This window comes from Methylocella sp., from assembly GCF_041905455.1.
Taxonomy (GTDB): Bacteria; Pseudomonadota; Alphaproteobacteria; order Rhizobiales; family Beijerinckiaceae; genus Methylocapsa.
Genome location: NZ_JAYRLA010000001.1, coordinates 372,630 through 390,144, shown reverse-complemented (window position 1 = coordinate 390,144; position 17,515 = coordinate 372,630). Strand labels below are relative to the sequence as shown.

Below are 17,515 nucleotides of genomic sequence, written 5' to 3'. Positions count from 1 at the left end.
CTCGGCTGCGCCGGTCCCGCCTTCCCGTCGCCTGCGAACGAACGACGCGCGGCGTCAGCGAGGCTCCCCGGCGCGCGCTCCAGCGGGGGCTCAGGCCGGACCCGCCCCCCGCCCCAGCAGCCGGGCCATCTCCTCCTCGAGCGAATCTTCATCCAGCTCGTCGCCCGCCTGAGCTTGCGCAGGCTCGGCCGCCTGCGCGGGCGGCGAAGGCGCGGGCGGCGGCGCGCTGACCGCGAGCGCCTCTTCGAGCGCCGCGGCGATGTCGAGCGCCGGCCTCGCCGAAAGCTCGGCGGCCGCCTGCTCCGCCGTCTCCGGCGCGGCCGCGGCGGGCGGCGGACTCGCCATCGGACCTGCCGCATCCTCCCCGCTCGAATCGATCGCAGCCGTCGGTTCGTTCTTCGGCGCCGCCTCCTTCGCCTCCCTCTCCTCCATCGCCTCCTGCAGGGGCGCCGCCGGCGGCTGGGCGGGACGCGGCTCGGGCCGCTTCGCCAGCGTTTCCGCGAGCTGGCGCGGCGCGCTCAGCGGGCGCAGGAAGGGCGTCGCCAGAGGCGCGCGGGGGAACGGGCTCGCCGGCGGACCGGCCTCGGGCCGCGGCGCGGGCTCCGGCCGCAGGAAGGATTCGCGCGGCGGGCGCGGCGTGAACGCGCCGATCGGACGGCGCGGCGGCGTCGGAAAGCCCGGCGCCGCAGCGGGCGCCTCGTCGACGCTCGCGGCCGCTTCGCCCGCCTCGTCCCGCGTCCGCTCGCGCGCGAGGCGCGCCGCCGGCTGCGGCTCCGGAACGGGGGTTGGCGCGGGAACGGGGACAGGAACAGGCGCGGGAATGGCCTCGGGCGCATGCGCCGGAGCGTGCTGCGGCGCGGCCTGGGCGGACGTCGGCGCCGGCTCCTTGTCGCGCAGCCGCTCGCGTCCTTCGGCGCGCACGATCTCCGATTCGATGAGCACGTCGTTGGGGCCGCCGATCATCACGAGATGCTCGACGTTGTCGCGCCGGACGAGAACGAGCTGGCGCGTGCGGTCGACGTCGAAGACGTCGACGACGCCGAGCCGCGGCGCCCGCGTTCGTCCGTTGGGCGCCTTGACGCGGCGTCCGACGAAGGCGCGGAACGCGAACAGGGCGACGGCGGCCGTCGCCAACAAGGCGACGGCGACGGCGAGAGCGGTCAGGCCTTTGCTATCCAACATGCTGCCGACGAGACCTTGCCGTGAGGCCGGCCACGAGGCCGAGCCATGAAACCTGCGATGAGACCTTGCGTCGGGCGCCGCCCGCGCCGGAAATCGGCGGCGCCGACCGCAGCTTTCTCGCGGCGGCGCCGACGCCCGGCGAACGCCGAGTCTTGATAAAGAGACGGCGCACCTTAAAAAATGCCGCTGCGCCGATCAAGGCTCGCAGGACGGCGCGAAGCATCGGGGAAGACGCGAACATGTCCGATCGCCGAAACGACGACGCGCCGGGCGCGGCCTCGCGCCGCTTGCGCGTCGCCTCCGCGCTCGCGGCCGCCGTCCTCGCCGGCGCGGGTTTGCTGGCGCTCGCCGCGCCCGACACGGCCTCGCTCGCGCTGCTCGCCGTCCTGTCCGCCTTCGGCGTCTTCTGCGGCCTCGCCTTCGCCGCCGGATGGCTCCGCTTCGGCGCAGGCGCAAGCCCCGACGACCTTCGCGCCGCCGCCTTCGAGCGCAGCCCGCACGCCATGGCCGCGCAGGGCGAGAACGGCGAGATCCTGCGCGCCAACGCCGCCTATCGGGCGCTATGCGGAGCGCGCGGCCTGCGCCGCGTCGAGCGCCTGCTCGAGGACGCCGGCGGCGACGCGGCGCAGGCGTACCGGCTGGCCCAGAACGCGCGGAGCGGCGGCGCGCCGGCGTGCGACATGCCGGCGCCGCCGACCGACGGCGCCCCGTCGACGCGGCTGCGGGTCGAGGCGCGCGCCCTGCCGCCCGACGGGCGCACGATCCTGTGGACGCTCGCCGCCCTCGCGCCGACGGACGCCGCGCGCGCGGACGGCGCGGAAATCTTGCTCGACGACCTGCCGGTCGCAGCGTTCCGGCTCGACGCGCGCGGCGCCGTCGAGGTCAACGCCCTGCTCGCCGCCCTGACCGGGCGGGAGCGGAACGCGCCGGCGCGTCTCGACGACCTGTTCGGGCCGGACGGAGCGAAGGCCCTCGGCGCGGCCGGCGAAAACCGGACGGAGACTCTCGATCTCGACCTCGATCTCTTGCGCGGCGACGAACGCCAGCCCGTGCGCGTCGTCCGCCGCCTCGCTTTCGACGCGGACGGCGCGGCGCGCGCCGCGCCCTGCCTCGTGCTGGAGCGGGCCGCGGAGCAGCGCGTCGGCGAGGCCCGCTCCGTCGCCGTGCGCTTCGCGCGCATGTTCGAGGCGACGCCGATCGCCATAGCGAGCCTCGACGCCGGGGGCGCGATCCTGCGCGCCAACGCCGCCTTCGGGCGAATCGCGCCCGAAGCCCTGAAGCCTGCGCCGGGCTCGATCCTGCGCGCCGTCGCCGACCGCGACCGGCCGGCGCTGCAGGCCGCGCTCGCGGCCGCGGCGCGCAACGAAGCCGAAATCGGCGCGCTCGACGTCGCCCTCGCGGGGGAAGGCGAGCGCTCGGCCCGCTTCTTCCTCTCCTCCGCCGGACCTGGCGAAAGCCCAGGGGCGACGCTGTTCGCCCTCGACGCCACCGAGCAGCGCGCGCTGCAGAACAATTTCGCCCAGTCGCAGAAGATGCAGGCGGTCGGCCAGCTCGCCGGCGGCGTCGCCCATGATTTCAACAACGTGCTGACCGCGATCATCGGCTTCTCCGACCTGCTGCTCGCCAACCACCGGCCGACCGACCCCTCGTTCCGCGACATCATGCAGATCAAGCAGAACGCCCTGCGCGCGGCGGGCCTCGTGCGCCAGCTGCTCGCCTTCTCGCGCCGCCAGACGCTGCGCCCGCAGGTGCTGCAGCTCGGCGACGTGCTGAACGACCTGCAGATGATGATGCGCCGCCTCGTCGGCGAGAAGATCCACCTCGAGCTGCGCCATGGGCGCGACCTGTGGCCGGTCAGGGCGGACCTCAACCAGCTGGAGCAGGTCATCGTCAATCTGATCGTCAACGCCCGCGACGCCATGCCGGACGGCGGCGACATCGTGCTGAAGACGCGCAACGTCACGACGCAGGAGGCGGCCTCCTTCGAGGAGGCCTCGCTCGCCGGCGCCGATTATGTCGCGGTCGAGGTCGAGGACCACGGCCATGGCGTTCCGGCGGAGGTGCGCGAGAAGATCTTCGAGCCCTTCTTCACCACCAAGGAGGTGGGCAAGGGCACGGGCCTTGGCCTCTCGATGGTCTATGGCATCGTCAAGCAGACCGGCGGCGCGGTGTTCTGCTCGAGCCCGCCGGGGGGCGGGGCGACCTTCACCGTGCTTCTGCCGCGCGACGTCGCGGCGGCCGAGCATGCGCCGGCCGCGCCGGAGAAGGCGAAGCCGGCCGCCGACCTCACCGGCCGCGGCGTCATTCTGCTCGTCGAGGACGAGGAGGCGGTGCGCGCCTTCGGGGCGCGGGCGCTCGCCTCGCGCGGCTACAGCGTGCTGCAGGCGGCTTCGGGGCTCGAGGCGCTCGAGGTCGCCGACGAGAACAGGGGCCGCATCGACCTCGTGGTGTCGGACGTGGTGATGCCGGAGATGGACGGGCCGACCATGCTCGGCGAATTGCGCAAGCGCGGCGTGTCGGCGAAAGTGATTTTCGTCTCGGGCTACGCCGAGGAGGCTTTCGCCCGCAACCTGCCCGAGGGCGAGGATTTCGGCTTCCTGCCGAAGCCCTTCTCGCTGAAGCAGCTCATCGAGGCGGTCAAGCAGGCCGCCGCATGAGGCTTCGGCGCGGCGCTTTCGCGTTAACCCTGAAATTTATTTTCGCCGGGTCGGCGGCGCGACCGCAGGTCGGCCGTTTTCACGTCGCGCGCGCCCGCTCCGCGCGCGATGCGCGAACCTTCCCCGAAAATGCGCCTCGAACCGGCCGACCACTGCGCGCAGGACGGGAAAACGTGAACATAAATAGAACTTGCTTATGAGAACAAAACAAATACATTCGAGGTCAGCGACAGCCGGCGCATTGCCTCCCGGCCACCCTCATGTCAGATGAGTCGATCCGATGAGCCAGACCAATCTTCGCCTCGTTGAAGGAACGTCCGTGGACAAGACCAAGGCCCTCGACGCCGCCCTGTCTCAGATCGAACGCGCCTTCGGCAAGGGCTCGATCATGCGGCTCGGCAAGAACCCCAAGGCCATAGAGGTGGAGACCGTGCCGACCGGCTCGCTCGGCCTCGACATCGCGCTCGGCGTCGGCGGCCTGCCGCGCGGCCGCGTCATCGAGATCTACGGGCCTGAATCCTCCGGCAAGACGACGCTGACCTTGCACGTCATCGCCGAGGCGCAGAAGCGCGGCGGCGTCTGCGCCTTCGTCGACGCCGAGCACGCCCTCGACACGGTCTACGCCCGCAAGCTCGGCGTCAATCTCGACGACCTCCTCGTCTCGCAGCCCGACACCGGCGAGCAGGCGCTCGAGATCACCGACACGCTGGTGCGCTCGGGCGCGGTCGACGTCCTCGTGATCGACTCGGTCGCCGCCCTGACGCCGCGCGCGGAGATCGAGGGCGAGATGGGCGACAGCCAGCCGGGCCTGCAGGCGCGCCTCATGAGCCAGGCCCTGCGCAAGCTCACGGCCTCGATCTCGCGCTCCAACACAATGGTGATCTTCATCAACCAGATCCGGATGAAGATCGGCGTGATGTACGGCAGCCCGGAGACCACGACCGGCGGCAACGCGCTGAAGTTCTACGCCTCCGTCCGGCTCGACATCCGCCGCATCGGCTCGATCAAGGACCATGACGAGGTGATCGGCAACCAGACCCGCGTCAAGGTGGTCAAGAACAAGGTCGCCCCGCCGTTCAAGCAGGTCGAGTTCGACATCATGTACGGCGAGGGCGTCTCGAAGATCGGCGAACTGATCGACCTCGGCGTCAAGGCCGGCGTCGTCGAGAAGTCGGGCGCATGGTTCTCCTACGACAGCCAGCGCCTTGGCCAGGGGCGCGAGAACGCTAAAGCCTTCCTGCGCGCCAACCCCGAGATCGCCGACAGGATCGAACGCGCCATCCGCGAGAATTCGGGCATGATCGTCGACAAGATCCTCGAGGCCGCCTCCGACGTCGACGAGGGTTGAGCGCGCCCATCGGGCCGTCGGCCGCAGCCGTGCGCCAGGAAGACCTTCCGGGCGCGCCGCTTGCGTTTTGACCTTGCGCCGCTCATTTTGCGCATAGCCTCGTCAAGGGCCGGCCGGAGCGCCAAAGGGCGTTCCGGCGAGGGTGACGAGCGCAGCCTCAAAAACGGAACGGCAGATGAACGGCGTCAACGAAATTCGGGCGTGCTTTCTCGATTTCTTCAAGAAGAACGGCCACGAGATCGTTCCGTCGTCGCCGCTCGTCCCGCGCAACGACCCGACGCTGATGTTCACGAACGCCGGCATGGTGCAGTTCAAGAACGTCTTCACCGGCCTCGAGAAGCGTCCGTATGCGCGCGCCGCGACGGCCCAGAAATGCGTGCGCGCCGGCGGCAAGCACAACGACCTCGACAATGTCGGCTACACCGCGCGCCATCACACCTTCTTCGAGATGCTCGGCAATTTCTCGTTCGGCGACTATTTCAAGCCGCTCGCAATCGAGCTCGCCTGGAAGCTGATCACGCAGGAGTTTCAGCTTCCGAAGGACCGCCTGCTCGTCACCGTCTACCACACCGACGACGAAGCCTTCGATCTGTGGCGCAAGATCGCCGGCTTGCCGGAGTCGAAGATCATCCGCATCCCGACGTCCGACAATTTCTGGGCGATGGGAGACACAGGCCCGTGCGGCCCCTGCTCCGAGATCTTCTTTGACCAAGGCGACAGGCTGCAAGGGGGGCCGCCCGGGAGCCCCGACGAGAACGGCGACCGCTTCCTCGAGTTCTGGAACCTCGTCTTCATGCAGTTCGAGCAGCTCGCCCCGGGCGAGCGCGCCGACCTGCCGCGTCCCTCGATCGACACCGGCATGGGTCTTGAGCGCATCGCCGCCCTTCTGCAGGGCGCGCCGTCGAACTACGACATCGACCTGATGCGCGCCCTGATCCTGGCCGTCGCCGGCCTCGTCGACGTCGACCCGGACGGGCCGCAGAAGGCGAGCTGCCGCGTCGTCGCCGACCATTTGCGCGCCTGCGCCTTCCTCATCGCCGACGGCGTGACCCCGTCGAACGAAGGCCGCGGCTACGTCCTGCGCCGCATCATGCGCCGCGCCATGCGCCATGCGCAGCTTCTCGGCGCGCGCGAGCCGGTGATGTGGCGCCTCGTGCCGACGCTGACGCATGAGATGGGACAGGCCTATCCAGAGCTCGTCCGCGCCGAGCCGTTGATCGTAGAGACGCTGCGCCTCGAGGAAGGGCGCTTCATCGACACGCTCGCCCGCGGCCTGTCGATCCTGGACGACGCCGTGCGCGACCTGCCCGAGGGTGCGGCATTGCCCGGCGAGACCGCCTTCCGGCTCTACGACACCTATGGCTTTCCGCTCGACCTGACGCAGGACGCCCTGCGCGCGCGCGGGCGCGCCGTTGACGTCCCCGGCTTCGACGCCGCCATGGAGCGCCAGCGCGCCGAGGCGCGCAAGGCTTGGGCGGGCTCCGGCGAGGCGGCGACCGACGCCCTTTGGTACGCCCTGCGGGAAAAGACCGGCGCGACCGAATTTCTCGGCTACGAGGCCGAGGAGGCGGAAGGCGTCGTCGCGGCGCTGATCCACGAAGGGCGCGTCGTCGACGTCCTGCGCGTCGGCGAGGCGGGGGCGGTCATCCTCAACCAGACGCCATTCTACGGAGAATCCGGCGGTCAGGTCGGCGATATTGGAGTCATGACCGCGCCGGGCGTGAAATTCCGCGTGACCGACGTTCAGAAGAAGCTCGGCGACCTGTTCGTCCATGAAGGCGTCGTCGAGGAAGGCGAGATCCGTGAGGGGCAGGCGCTCGAGCTCGTCGTCGACCACGCCCGCCGCTCCGCCGTGCGCGCCAATCATTCGGCGACCCATCTCCTGCACGAGGCGCTGCGCATCGTCCTTGGCGACCACGTCGCGCAGAAAGGCTCCCTCGTCGCGCCCGACCGGCTGCGCTTCGACTTCGCCCATCCAAAGCCCATCGCGCGCGAGGAGCTCGCCCGCGTCGCCGACATCGCCAATCGCGCGGTCCTCGAGAACGCGTCCGTCGTCACCCGGCTTATGGCTGTCGACGAGGCGATCGAGTCGGGCGCGCGAGCGTTGTTCGGAGAAAAATACGGCGACGAAGTGCGCGTCGTCTCGATGGGCTATCCGCAGGAGGCTTCGGCCGGAGCGGGCGCGAACCGCGCCTTTTCGGTCGAGCTGTGCGGCGGCACCCATGTTTCGCGCACCGGCGACATCGGCCTCATCGCGATCACCGGCGAGTCGGCGGTCGCCGCGGGCGTGCGGCGCATCGAGGCGAAGACCGCCGACGAGGCGCGGCGCTGGCTCGGCGCGCGCTCGGAGCGGCTCGACACGCTCGCCGCGCTGCTCAAGTCGCCGGAAGGCGAGGCGGAGCGTCGCCTCGCCGCGCTCGTCGAAGAGCGGCGCCGTCTCGAGCGCGAGCTCGCCGACGCGCGCAAGAAGCTCGCGATGGGCGCGGGCGCCGCGGCGAGCGAAGGTCCACAGGAGATCGCCGGCATAAAGTTCCTCGCCCGCGAGGTCGCCGGAGTCGAGCTCAAGGAGCTGAAATCCCTCGCCGACGAGACGAAGCAAGGTCTGGGTTCGGGCGTCGTGGCCATCGCCGGCGTCGACGGCGACGGCAAAGCGGGCGTCGTCGTCGCGGTCACGCCCGATCTCGTCGACCGTTTCGACGCGGTCGCTCTGGTGCGCCTCGCGGCGCCGGCGCTCGGCGGCAAGGGCGGCGGCGGCCGGCGCGACATGGCGCAGGCCGGCGGCCCAAACGGCGCCGGCGCGACCCAGGCGCTCGCCGCCGTCGCCGACGCTCTGCGCGGCGCGCGGATGGTCGGCGACGACGCGGCCTGACGCCGCTTAATCGTCGGCGGCGAAGATAATTCGCCACCGGCCGCAACGTGCGGTATGTTCCAAGGTTCCTACTAGGTTTATTTGTGCGGAAGGAACCCGCATCATGACCGACGTGAACCTGCAATCCGCCGAGCGCGCGATAGAACGGTCCGGCGAGGCGATGTCGACGGCGACGCAAGGCTTCCAGGCGTTCGCCGCCGAATGCGCCGAGATGTCGCGCCAATCGCTCGAGCACGCCACCGAGACGCTCGAGAAGCTGCGCCAGGCGCGCAGCCCGTCCGATATGCTGGCGATCCAGACCCTCTACCTGCGCGAATGCTTCGAGAACTTCGCCGCACATTCGCGCCACTTCGCCGAGCTGCTCGCCACCATGCCCATCGAGGCGAGCAAGAGCTACGCGGACCTCTGGACAAAGAACGTGAACTGCGCGGTGGACACCGCTCGCTCCGTAGGGGAACGAGCGGCCGGCGAGGTCGAGAAGCTCGGCAAAGCTCCGTGAAGACGCCGTGAACGCGCCTTTGCGGGCGAGACGCGACGCGTGATCCATGTCATAAGCTCAGGGGCCGCCGCGCCGCGTTCTGTTTCGACCCGTGAGCACTCGACCGCATGCTTCGGCTTCTCCTTCTTCGCCACGCCGAGGCCACGCCGGCCGCCTGCGGAGGCGACCTCAATCGAGAGCTCACCCCTGCGGGAGAGGAGGCGGCGCGGCGGACCGGCGTCTTTATGAACACGTCGCCGTTTTTTCCCGAACTCGCCCTTGTCTCGCCGGCGAAGAGGGCGACGCGGACCTTCGAGCTTCTGTGCGAAGGCGCCGGGCGCGCCGCGCCGCGCGTGATCGCGCCCGCCCTGTACGACGCCAGCGCCTCGACGGCGCTCGCCCTGCTGCAGACCGTTCCCTCGCTCGTCAAGCGCCTGCTCGTCGTCGGCCACAATCCCTCGCTCGCCGAGGCGGCGGTGACGCTCGCGCGTTTTGGCGCCGCCGCCGACCTGACGCTGCTGCGCAAGCAGTTTCCAGCGCCCGCGCTCGCGGCCATCGACATCGAGGCCGACGACTGGCGGGCGGTCGGGCAAGCCCCCAGCCGGCTCGAATTCTTCCTCACCCTCGTCTCGAAGGAGCTGCAGGGCGGCCCGTGAGGGCAGGCGAACGGAGCGTGCATGATCGTCGAGCTTGCAGCCTTCGTCGCGCTGGCGCTCTCGCCGGGCGACGCGCCGCTTCGGGATTTCGGCGATCTCGTCGCAAGAGCGCGCGCCGCGACGCCCGATCCGGTCTTTCTCGAAAAGCCGCGCGCGGTCTCCAACTGGCGGCTTGAGGCGGCGCGCCATCTCGACGCGCCGGCGCCCGAGCTCGCGCGACGTCTGGACGAGGCGGCGCAGCCGCCGCGCTGCGTCAAGCTCAACAATTACTGGTGCGTCAAGCGCGCCGGCTGGGACGGCGAGATCGCGTCGGACGGCGAAGGCCATGTCGCCTTCGCCTCGGCCCCCGAAGGCGCGCTCGTCGCCATCGCCCTGCTGCGGCGCTATGCGCTCTCCTACAATCTGCGCTCGGCGCAGGCGATCCTGGCGCGCTGGGCGCCGGCGCAATGCGGCCTCGCCGCCTCGCGCGGACGCGTCGCGCCGCCCCCCGTTCGCCTCGCCGCCCTCGCGCCGCGCGGGATCGGCTCGACGCTGCGCGCGCGCTGGCTCGCCGGGCATCGGCCGGGCGGCGCGCCGAAATCCGCCGCCGCCGCGCGTCCCCGCGTGTCGATCGTCATCGACCGCCGCACGCGGATGATCGAGGCTCCCGAGATCGCCGTCGGCATGGGCGAGCGCTCCGCCTCCGAGCCGCCGCGCGGCGCCGTCAGGCTCGTCTCGCTCGACGGCGCGGGGCTCGGCGCCCTCGCCCCGTCCGCGCCCGCCGCCGGCGTGAGCTGCGCATCCGAGGCCGCGCGCGTGCGCGCCTACGCCGCGCGCGCCGTCGAAGGGCTCGGGATCGGCCCCGACGACGACCTGCTGTTGTTCTCGCCCGACGGCGCCGCCGGTCCGCGGCTCGCTCCCTTCCTGCGCAACATGGCGCGGGTCGAGATCGGCCCGCTCGGCGCGCGCGAGGATCTCATCCGCGACGCGATCGCCGCCGACGCGGCCCGGCGCGCCGAACGCCCGCCGCCGGCGCCGCAGCCGCGCCCGAACTTGTGACGCGACGCTTGCGGGCGCGGCCAAGGGCGCCTATTCCCTGTGGCGCGCCCTCGTCCCGCCGCCCTCCCCTCCGGAACCCGCCTTGGCCCTTTTCTCCGATCTGCTGTTCGAAGCCAAAGCCGTCGCCAAGAGCCTCGTCGACCTCACCGCCGGCGCTCACGTGCGCCTTGGCGTCACCGGCCTGTCGCGCGCCGGCAAGACGGTGTTCATCACGGCCCTCATCGAGCACCTGACCAAGGCCGCCTCCCCTTCCCTGCGCGGGCGCAAGAACACCCTGCCGGTCTTCCGCGTGCACGCCGACGGGCGGCTGATCTCGGGCGACCTCGAGCCGCAGCCCGACGACAACGTCCCGCGCTTCGCCTACGAGGAGCACCTCGAGGCGCTTTCAGGACCGGACGGGGATTCGCAGGCGCGCATCTGGCCGCAGTCGACGCGGCGCATCTCGGAGCTTCGCCTGCGCCTGCAGTTCCAGCAGAAGGCGGGGCTCAATCCGGGCCGGCGCGCGCTCACCCTCGACATCGTCGACTATCCCGGCGAATGGCTGCTCGACCTGCCGCTGCTCGAGAAATCCTATGCGCAATGGTCGCAGGAGTCGCTCGAGGCGGCCTCGAGCGCGGCGCGCGCGCCGCTCGCCGCGCAGTTCCGCGGCTTTTGCGCGCAAAAGGACGCCAAGGCGAAATTTCGCGAGGAGGACGCGCGGCGCGCGGCCGAGCTGTTCACCGCCTATCTGCGCGCCTGCCGCGGCGAGGCCTTCAGCTTCTCGAGCCTGCCGCCCGGCCGTTTCCTGATGCCGGGCGACCTCGCCGGCTCGCCGGCGCTGACCTTCGCGCCGCTGGCGCTCGACCCTTCCGGCCTCTATCCGCCGGATTCGCTGGCGGCGATGATGGAGCGGCGCTACGAGGCCTACAAGGCGCATGTGGTGAAGCCGTTCTTCCGCGACCATTTCTCCCGCCTCGACCGGCAGATCGTGCTCGTCGACGCGCTCGCCGCGCTGAACGCCGGCCCCGCCTCGATGCGCGACCTCGAGCAGGCGCTCGGCGACGTGCTCGGCGCCTTCCGCGCCGGGCGCAGCAACGCGCTCTCGGCGATCTTCCGTCCCAAGATCGACCGCATCCTGTTCGCCGCCACCAAGGCCGACCACCTCCACCACACGAGCCACGACCGGCTCGAGGCGATCCTGCGGCTTTTGACGGCGCGCGCGATCGCCCGCGTGCAGGGCGTCGGCGCCGAGATCGACGTGATCGCCATGGCCGCCGTGCGCGCGACGCGGGAGGCGCGCGTCGAAAGCCACGGCGGTCCGGCGCTCGACGCGGTGGTCGGCACGCCGCTCGACGGCGAGCGGATCGGCGACGAGGTGTTCGACGGCAAGACGGAGGCGGCGATTTTTCCCGGCGAGCTGCCCGAAGATCCGAAGGCCGTATTCCGCGACGCCGTCACGGCGCCAGCGCCCGACGAGGCCGACTATCGCTTCGTGCGCTTCCGTCCGCCCATGCCGACGCGCGCCAGGGACGGAACGCTCGCGCCCCCGCCCCATATCCGCCTCGACCGCGCCTTCCAGTTCCTGCTCGGCGACAAGACGGCCTGACCCATGGCGAACGATCCGAAGAAGCCGCGCGCCTTCCGCCTCTCCGACATCGCCGCCGAGGAGACGGGGACGCGCGAGGCGCCGCGCGCGCCGGTGCTGATCGAGCCGGCCAAGGATCCTTATGAGGCGGAGGCCGAGGCGCTGCTCGAGCCGGCGCCGGCGGAAGCCGAGGAGGCGGCGATCGAGATCGCCCAGAAGAAGGGCCTCGGCCGGCGCTGGCTGCTCTCCTGGGCCGGCGTGTTCTGGTCGGCGCTGTCCGGCCTCGTCCTGCTCGGCGTCGGCGTCTGGGTCAACGCGCTGATCGACGATCTTTTCGCCCGCGCCCCGGCGCTCGGCGTCGTCGGCCTCGTCCTCGCCGGCCTCTGCGTCCTCGCGCTTCTGGTCATGGGCGCGCGCGAGTTCGCCGGCGTCGCGCGCCAGCGGCGCATCGCCGAGCTGCACGCCGGCTTCGCGCAGGCGCGCGAGGCGGACGACTACGCCAGGGCGCGCAGCCTCGTCGCCGAGCTCGGCGCGCTCTACGTCGCGCGGCCCGAGACGGCGCAGGCGCGCGACCATCTGCGCGAGCTGTCGCACGACATCGTCGACGGGCGCGACCTCATCGACATCGCCGAGCGCACCCTCGTCCAGCCGCTCGACCTCGTGGCGCGGCGCGAGATCGCGGAGGCGGCCAAGCGCGTCTCGGTGGTCACGGCGATCGCGCCGCGCGCGATCATCGACGTGATCTTCGTCGCCGCGCAGGCGGTCCGTCTGATCCGCCTCATCTCGACGATCTACGGCGGCCGCCCGGGCATGATCGGCTTTCTGAAGGTTTTGCGCTCGATCGGCGCGCATATCGCCATCACCGGCGGCATGGCGGCGGGCGACACGCTGGTGCAGCAGGTGCTGGGCCATGGCATCGCCGCGCGGCTCTCCGCCAAGCTCGGCGAGGGCGTGCTGAACGGCATGCTGACGACGCGCGTCGGCCTCTCGGCGATGGCGGTGTGCCGGCCGATGCCCTATGCGGCAGGCAAGGCGCCCGGCGTCAAGGACGTCGCGCCGTTTTTGTTTTCGAAGGGCGAGCCGAAGGGCTGACGCTTCGGCCTACAAACGGCCGGCCGACACATAGCCGTAAAAATTCCCGGACAGATCGTCGCGCGACATTTTCTTGCCCAAAGGCGGAACCGGGCGAATGGAGCCCCACGTATAGACCGAAAATCTGATGTCGTCGTCGGCGTAGCTCGTCAGTTGCTGCAACACCACCCAATGATTGCAGAACATCGAGCTTTCCTGATAGTCGTTCAACATGTTGTCGTTCACGAGCAGGCAAACATGGCCGCCGGCGAACGCCTGCAGGTTTCCAGTCAATAGGGTCGGCAACCCCTTGCTGAAATAGGCGTTGGTTTCGTTGACGACCCCGGGAAAGCCGGCCTTCTCAAACCATTTCGCCAGCACATAGGGGGCGGTCGCGCCGCTCGCCGTGTCATTGGGCGAAGAATACTGGAACCAGATGTTCTCCGAATCGCGCAGGCTGGCCAGCGCCACCCAGTCGACGTCGGCGATCTTTGACGGATTTGAATGAAAGGAAAGACAGCCGGTGCTCGGCGTGATCGTCAGATCGCCGATCCGCCCCTCGCCCGTCAGGTAAAGATCGATGACATAGGTCGCAAACAGATCGGGGCGACAGTTCAGCAGGCAGTAAAGGAAGGCCGCGGGTCCGCACAGGCTCGCCTGATTCTGGTCGAGGGACTTCGGATTGGTCACCCGCTCGCGCAGACCCCTGGCGATCGAGGCGCGGGGAAGGGCGTAAAACATCCCAACCGAGCCGCCCTGTTCAAACAGGGCGATGTCGCGCAAGGCCTTGTCGATGAACTCCTTCTTCGCGGTCAGGAACATGGAGCGGCGTCCTCTCGAGCCGGCGATCGGACGGCGATCGCGCCTGGCCCGACCATGCTCCTTCCGGCGCCCGCGGGGCCGTGCGACGGAGCACGGCTACGCCCAGAGTCGGCCTCTCGGCCATGGCGGCGCGCCGCCTGACGCCCTACGCGGCGGGCAAGGCCCCGGGCGTCAGGGACGTCGCGCCGCTCTATTCCGCAAGACCGAGATGAAAGACTGAAACAAAAGCCCGCTCCGGCTTGACAGCCTTTCATGCGCGCGGAACCAAAGACACATAGCTGATGCGCGACCACCGCACAGCCCGACGATCAGATCGGGCGGCGCATCGCCAGGGAGAACGACGAGATGTGCGCCAACTGCTCCGATACGGCCTTGAATCGCCGCAGCCTGATGCTGGCCGGAGCGTCAGCTCTGGCGGCGGCTCCTTTTGGCGCCGCGGCGATGGCGCAATCGGCGGGCGCCGCCGTCGAGACGCCGGATGCTGCGCTGAAGCTTTTGATCGAAGGCAATGAACGCTATGTCGCGAACCAGCCGCGGCAGCAGGATTTTTCCGCGGGACGCGCGAGCCGGGCGCAAGGCCAGGCCCCCTTCGCCGCCATCCTTGGCTGCGCCGATTCCCGCATTGCGCCGGAGCTGGCGTTCGATCAGGGTCTTGGCGATCTCTTCGTCGTCCGCGTCGCCGGCAATTTCGTCACGACGGAGGGGCTCGGAAGCCTCGAGTTCGGCGCGGCGGTCCTCGGCGTGAAGGCGATTCTCGTGCTCGGCCACAGCAGTTGCGGCGCGGTCAACGCCACAGTCGCGGCGCTTCAGAAGGGCAATGACCTGCCTGGCCATATCGCAGATCTCGTCGCGGCGATGAAGCCCGGAGTCGAGCCCGCGCTCGCGCAGCCGGGCGACGATTTTGAGGCGCGCGCGGTAATCGCCAACGTGCGCCATAACGTCGAGCGTCTGAAGCAGGCGCCCCCTATTCTGGCCAAGCTCGTCGCCGAAAAGAAGCTTCTCGTGGCGGGCGGCGTCTATGAGCTCGCGACGGGAAAAGTCGCGCTGGTCGCGTGACGCCAAACGACGCGCCGCGCGGAACTTCCGCCGTTCCGCGCGGATTACCAGCGCTTTATGGATCTATGGAGCGCGCCGATGTCCAAACTCACCGCCGAGCAGCGCAAGAACCTGCCCGACAGCGCCTTCGCGGGGCCGGGCCGAACCTATCCGGTCGAGGACAAGGCGCATGCGCGCAACGCCAAGGCGCGCGCGGCGCAGGCTGAGCATTCAGGGCGAATTAGCGCCAAAACGGCCAAAAACATCGACGAAAAGGCCGATCGCGTGCTGAAAAAGGACTGAAACGCGCCGATTTCGGCTGAAATTCGCGATTTTTGAGCCCAGATCGACTCGGACGTGGAACTCACGTCCGGATGAAATCATTTGTCCGGCCCAAGGTTGAGGAGACCGGATATGATGAAAATAGCCGAACGCGGGGCGCTCCCGCCGGGCAGCATTCCCGAAGATCGCGCCTACCCGATCAAATATCGCGCGAGCGCGCGCGACCCGATGGCGCTCGACGCGCAGGCTGTGAGGGCCCCGGGAGCGCGAAGGCCGGCGACGCCACGGTCGAGGCGAAGCTCGCGCGCGGCCGCGGCAGGTCGGCGTAACAGGAGGCGGCTTAAGCCGCCGCCCGCTTCGGCGCGATCAGCTTGCGGTTGATCAGCGTCTCGGCGATCTGCACGGCGTTCAGCGCCGCCCCCTTGCGCAGATTGTCGGAGACGCACCAGAGCTGAAGACCGTTCTCGACGGTCGGATCCTCGCGGATGCGCGAGATATAGGTCGCATCCTCGCCCGCCGCCTCGTGCGGCGTGACGTAGCCGCCAGGCTCGCGCTTGTCGATCACGAGACAGCCAGGCGCCTCGCGCAGGATGTCGCGCGCCTCGTCCGCGGTGATCGGCTTCTCGAACTCGATGTTGACGGCCTCCGAATGGCCGATGAAGACCGGCACGCGCACGCAGGTGGCCGACAGCCTGATCTTGGGGTCGAGGATCTTCTTCACCTCGACCATCATCTTCCATTCCTCCTTGGTCGAGCCGTCCTCCATGAAGACGTCGATGTGCGGAATGACGTTGAAGGCCATGCGCTTGGGGAATTTCTTCGACTCGACGGGATCGGACACGAACACCGCGCGCGTCTGCGCGAACAATTCGTCCATCGCCTCCTTGCCCGCGCCGGACACCGACTGATAGGTCGAGACCACGACGCGCCGGATCGTCGCCGCGTCGTGCAGCGGTTTCAGCGCGACGACGAGCTGCGCCGTCGAGCAGTTCGGATTGGCGATGATGTTCTTCTTGCCGAAGCCCGCGACCGCCTCCGGGTTCACCTCGGGCACCACCAGCGGCACGTCGGCGTCGTAGCGCCAGGCCGAGGAGTTGTCGATCACGACGCAGTTCTGGGCGCCGATGCGCGGCGAATATTGCTTCGAGACCTCGCCGCCGGCCGACATCAGGCAGATGTCGACGCCGGAGAAGTCGTAATTCTCCAGGGCCTTGCATTTCAGGGTCTTGTCGCCGAAGGAGACCTCCGTCCCGATCGAGCGCGTGGAGGCGAGCGCGATCACCTCGTCGGCGGGAAAGCGGCGCTCGGCGAGAATGTCGAGCATCTCCCGGCCGACGTTCCCCGTCGCGCCGACGACTGCAACCCTGAAACCCATATTTTTCTCCCTGCGGCCCGGCGGCGCCGTGTCGACCGCGCGGCCTCGCCATTTACCAATGGCTTACTTCACGCGCACGCGAAAATAAACGCCGGCGCGTCGCGGCCGGCCGCGCAAGCCTTTCTCAACCTCCGTGCGCGAAGGAAGCCTGAGCCGACCCCTGCGAGCTTTCGCAGAGGCTCGTGCGGGAAAACGCGACGAGGAAGAGATGGGGCTTTCATCCAGCGGCCGCAACGCCTACGCCGGCGGCTTCCATCAGCCGGGGCGCGGCCCGCGGCCGGGCGGCGGGCCGACGCCGCTCCCCGCCGCCGACGGCGCCGACCTCGCCGCGTTCCGCGCGCCGCCAAGGCGGCCTGCGCGGCGGCTTCAAGGGCGGCTCGCGCTCGCCGCCCTTCTCTGCCTCGGCGCCCTCGCGCTCGCCTGGCGCGCCGGCGACGCCGAACGGCCGGCGCCTGAGGAGCCGGCGCCCGCGCCGAAGTCCGAATGGATCGAACGGGCCGACGCGCCGCGGCTCGTCGACCTCGACTACGCCGACGCCGTCGGGCTGGCGCAGGCTCATCGCGTGCTGACGCGCGCGGCCGACGGGGCGCGCCGGGACGTGTTCGCCCTCGGCGAGGCCGACGGGCCGCTCCTGCGCCTTTCGACGCAGCGCGGCGGCGCCGACGCCCCCTCGCCCTTTTACGTCGAGATGGCCCGCGCAGCCGCCGAGACCGGCCGCGCCGTCGCCTTCGCGACGCAGCCCTCGCCGCTCGCGACGCGGCTCGGAACCTTCGAGGCCGCCGACTTCGCCCTCTCGCGCGAGGGCGGTCGGACGCTGTGCGTCGGCTTCCGCAACGCCGCTACGGGGGAGGCGGCGCTGCGCGTCTCCGGCTTCGCCTGCGCCGAGCCCGACGTCGGCGAGGGACGCGGCCTGCGGCGCTCGGCCGCCTGCCTCGTCGACTCGCTCGAGCTCGCGCCGAGCGTCAGCGACGCCGGGCTCGAGCGGCTGTTCGCGGCGCGCGAGCTCGCCTCGCGGACGGATTGCGTGGAGAACGACGACGACGCCCCGCCCATGCCCGAAAAACTCTTGCGTTCGGCCGCCTCGCGCGGTTTTTCTGCGCCTTGAGCTGAACCAAAGCGCGGCCGCGGCGTTGACCTG

The 17,515-nt window shown here is 70.3% G+C and carries 14 protein-coding genes; 11 read left to right on the top strand and 3 right to left on the bottom strand.

Going from position 1 to position 17,515, the window contains the following annotated elements; all coding sequences use genetic code 11:
- Positions 1–90 precede the first annotated feature (90 nt).
- Entirely contained in the window at positions 91–1,182 is a 1,092-nt protein-coding gene (locus tag ACE3OG_RS01855) for a flagellar biosynthesis protein FliO (RefSeq protein WP_374305513.1), read from the bottom strand.
- A gap of 239 nt (positions 1,183–1,421) precedes the next feature.
- Here ACE3OG_RS01855 and ACE3OG_RS01850 point away from each other — a divergent pair, with 239 nt between their 5' ends.
- The 8 genes from ACE3OG_RS01850 (at position 1,422) to ACE3OG_RS01815 (ending at position 12,884) form a co-directional block, all read left to right on the top strand.
- Complete coding sequence (locus ACE3OG_RS01850) at positions 1,422–3,839, top strand: ATP-binding protein (RefSeq protein WP_374305511.1); 2,418 nt, start codon at positions 1,422–1,424, stop codon at positions 3,837–3,839.
- 280 nt (positions 3,840–4,119) lie between these two features.
- The gene (gene recA / locus ACE3OG_RS01845) at positions 4,120–5,187 is read left to right on the top strand and encodes a recombinase RecA (RefSeq protein ID WP_374305509.1); all 1,068 of its coding nucleotides are present in this window, start codon (positions 4,120–4,122) and stop codon (positions 5,185–5,187) included.
- Between the two features lie 175 nt (positions 5,188–5,362).
- Positions 5,363–8,056 carry an alanine--tRNA ligase gene (gene alaS, locus ACE3OG_RS01840; protein WP_374305507.1) on the top strand — a complete coding sequence of 898 codons (2,694 nt, stop codon included), beginning with the start codon at positions 5,363–5,365 and terminating at the stop codon, positions 8,054–8,056.
- 103 nt (positions 8,057–8,159) lie between these two features.
- Positions 8,160–8,555, top strand: coding sequence for a phasin family protein (locus tag ACE3OG_RS01835; protein ID WP_374305505.1), 396 nt, complete (start codon positions 8,160–8,162; stop codon positions 8,553–8,555).
- A gap of 107 nt (positions 8,556–8,662) precedes the next feature.
- On the top strand, positions 8,663–9,190 hold the full coding sequence (locus ACE3OG_RS01830; RefSeq protein WP_374305503.1) for a histidine phosphatase family protein: 528 nt from the start codon (positions 8,663–8,665) through the stop codon (positions 9,188–9,190).
- Between the two features lie 21 nt (positions 9,191–9,211).
- The gene (locus ACE3OG_RS01825; RefSeq protein WP_374305501.1) at positions 9,212–10,228 is read left to right on the top strand and encodes a hypothetical protein; all 1,017 of its coding nucleotides are present in this window, start codon (positions 9,212–9,214) and stop codon (positions 10,226–10,228) included.
- A gap of 82 nt (positions 10,229–10,310) precedes the next feature.
- Positions 10,311–11,813, top strand: coding sequence for a YcjX family protein (locus ACE3OG_RS01820; RefSeq protein WP_374305499.1), 1,503 nt, complete (start codon positions 10,311–10,313; stop codon positions 11,811–11,813).
- Between the two features lie 3 nt (positions 11,814–11,816).
- The gene (locus ACE3OG_RS01815) at positions 11,817–12,884 is read left to right on the top strand and encodes a YcjF family protein (protein ID WP_374305497.1); all 1,068 of its coding nucleotides are present in this window, start codon (positions 11,817–11,819) and stop codon (positions 12,882–12,884) included.
- 9 nt (positions 12,885–12,893) lie between these two features.
- On the opposite strand, the gene ACE3OG_RS01810 is transcribed toward ACE3OG_RS01815, so the two are convergent.
- Positions 12,894–13,685 (bottom strand): hypothetical protein, encoded by a 792-nt coding sequence (locus tag ACE3OG_RS01810; RefSeq protein WP_374305495.1) that lies wholly within the window; start codon positions 13,683–13,685, stop codon positions 12,894–12,896.
- A gap of 345 nt (positions 13,686–14,030) precedes the next feature.
- Between ACE3OG_RS01810 and ACE3OG_RS01805 the strand changes: the two genes are divergently transcribed.
- Positions 14,031–14,741, top strand: a complete 711-nt coding sequence (locus ACE3OG_RS01805; RefSeq protein ID WP_374305493.1) for a carbonic anhydrase — start codon at positions 14,031–14,033, stop codon at positions 14,739–14,741.
- 78 nt (positions 14,742–14,819) lie between these two features.
- A complete protein-coding gene (locus ACE3OG_RS01800; protein WP_374305491.1) occupies positions 14,820–15,023 on the top strand; it encodes a hypothetical protein in 204 nt (67 codons plus the stop codon).
- A 319-nt stretch (positions 15,024–15,342) separates the two neighbouring features.
- Here ACE3OG_RS01800 and ACE3OG_RS01795 read toward each other — a convergent pair whose 3' ends face one another.
- The gene (locus ACE3OG_RS01795; protein ID WP_374305489.1) at positions 15,343–16,377 is read right to left on the bottom strand and encodes an aspartate-semialdehyde dehydrogenase; all 1,035 of its coding nucleotides are present in this window, start codon (positions 16,375–16,377) and stop codon (positions 15,343–15,345) included.
- A gap of 208 nt (positions 16,378–16,585) precedes the next feature.
- Here ACE3OG_RS01795 and ACE3OG_RS01790 point away from each other — a divergent pair, with 208 nt between their 5' ends.
- On the top strand, positions 16,586–17,482 hold the full coding sequence (locus ACE3OG_RS01790) for a hypothetical protein (protein WP_374305487.1): 897 nt from the start codon (positions 16,586–16,588) through the stop codon (positions 17,480–17,482).
- The last annotated feature ends 33 nt before the right edge of the window (positions 17,483–17,515 follow it).

Bases quoted from the DNA above. Each gene is read 5' to 3' on its own strand.
- ACE3OG_RS01810 (WP_374305495.1), bottom strand. From the start codon at position 13,685: ATGTTCCTGACCGCGAAGAAGGAGTTCATCGACAAGGCCTTGCGCGAC.
- ACE3OG_RS01800 (WP_374305491.1), top strand. From the start codon at position 14,820: ATGTCCAAACTCACCGCCGAGCAGCGCAAGAACCTGCCCGACAGCGCC.
- alaS (WP_374305507.1), top strand. From the start codon at position 5,363: ATGAACGGCGTCAACGAAATTCGGGCGTGCTTTCTCGATTTCTTCAAG.
- ACE3OG_RS01815 (WP_374305497.1), top strand. From the start codon at position 11,817: ATGGCGAACGATCCGAAGAAGCCGCGCGCCTTCCGCCTCTCCGACATC.
- ACE3OG_RS01790 (WP_374305487.1), top strand. From the start codon at position 16,586: ATGGGGCTTTCATCCAGCGGCCGCAACGCCTACGCCGGCGGCTTCCAT.
- ACE3OG_RS01830 (WP_374305503.1), top strand. From the start codon at position 8,663: ATGCTTCGGCTTCTCCTTCTTCGCCACGCCGAGGCCACGCCGGCCGCC.
- ACE3OG_RS01835 (WP_374305505.1), top strand. From the start codon at position 8,160: ATGACCGACGTGAACCTGCAATCCGCCGAGCGCGCGATAGAACGGTCC.
- recA (WP_374305509.1), top strand. From the start codon at position 4,120: ATGAGCCAGACCAATCTTCGCCTCGTTGAAGGAACGTCCGTGGACAAG.
- ACE3OG_RS01855 (WP_374305513.1), bottom strand. From the start codon at position 1,182: ATGTTGGATAGCAAAGGCCTGACCGCTCTCGCCGTCGCCGTCGCCTTG.
- ACE3OG_RS01850 (WP_374305511.1), top strand. From the start codon at position 1,422: ATGTCCGATCGCCGAAACGACGACGCGCCGGGCGCGGCCTCGCGCCGC.
- ACE3OG_RS01825 (WP_374305501.1), top strand. From the start codon at position 9,212: ATGATCGTCGAGCTTGCAGCCTTCGTCGCGCTGGCGCTCTCGCCGGGC.
- ACE3OG_RS01795 (WP_374305489.1), bottom strand. From the start codon at position 16,377: ATGGGTTTCAGGGTTGCAGTCGTCGGCGCGACGGGGAACGTCGGCCGG.
- ACE3OG_RS01805 (WP_374305493.1), top strand. From the start codon at position 14,031: ATGTGCGCCAACTGCTCCGATACGGCCTTGAATCGCCGCAGCCTGATG.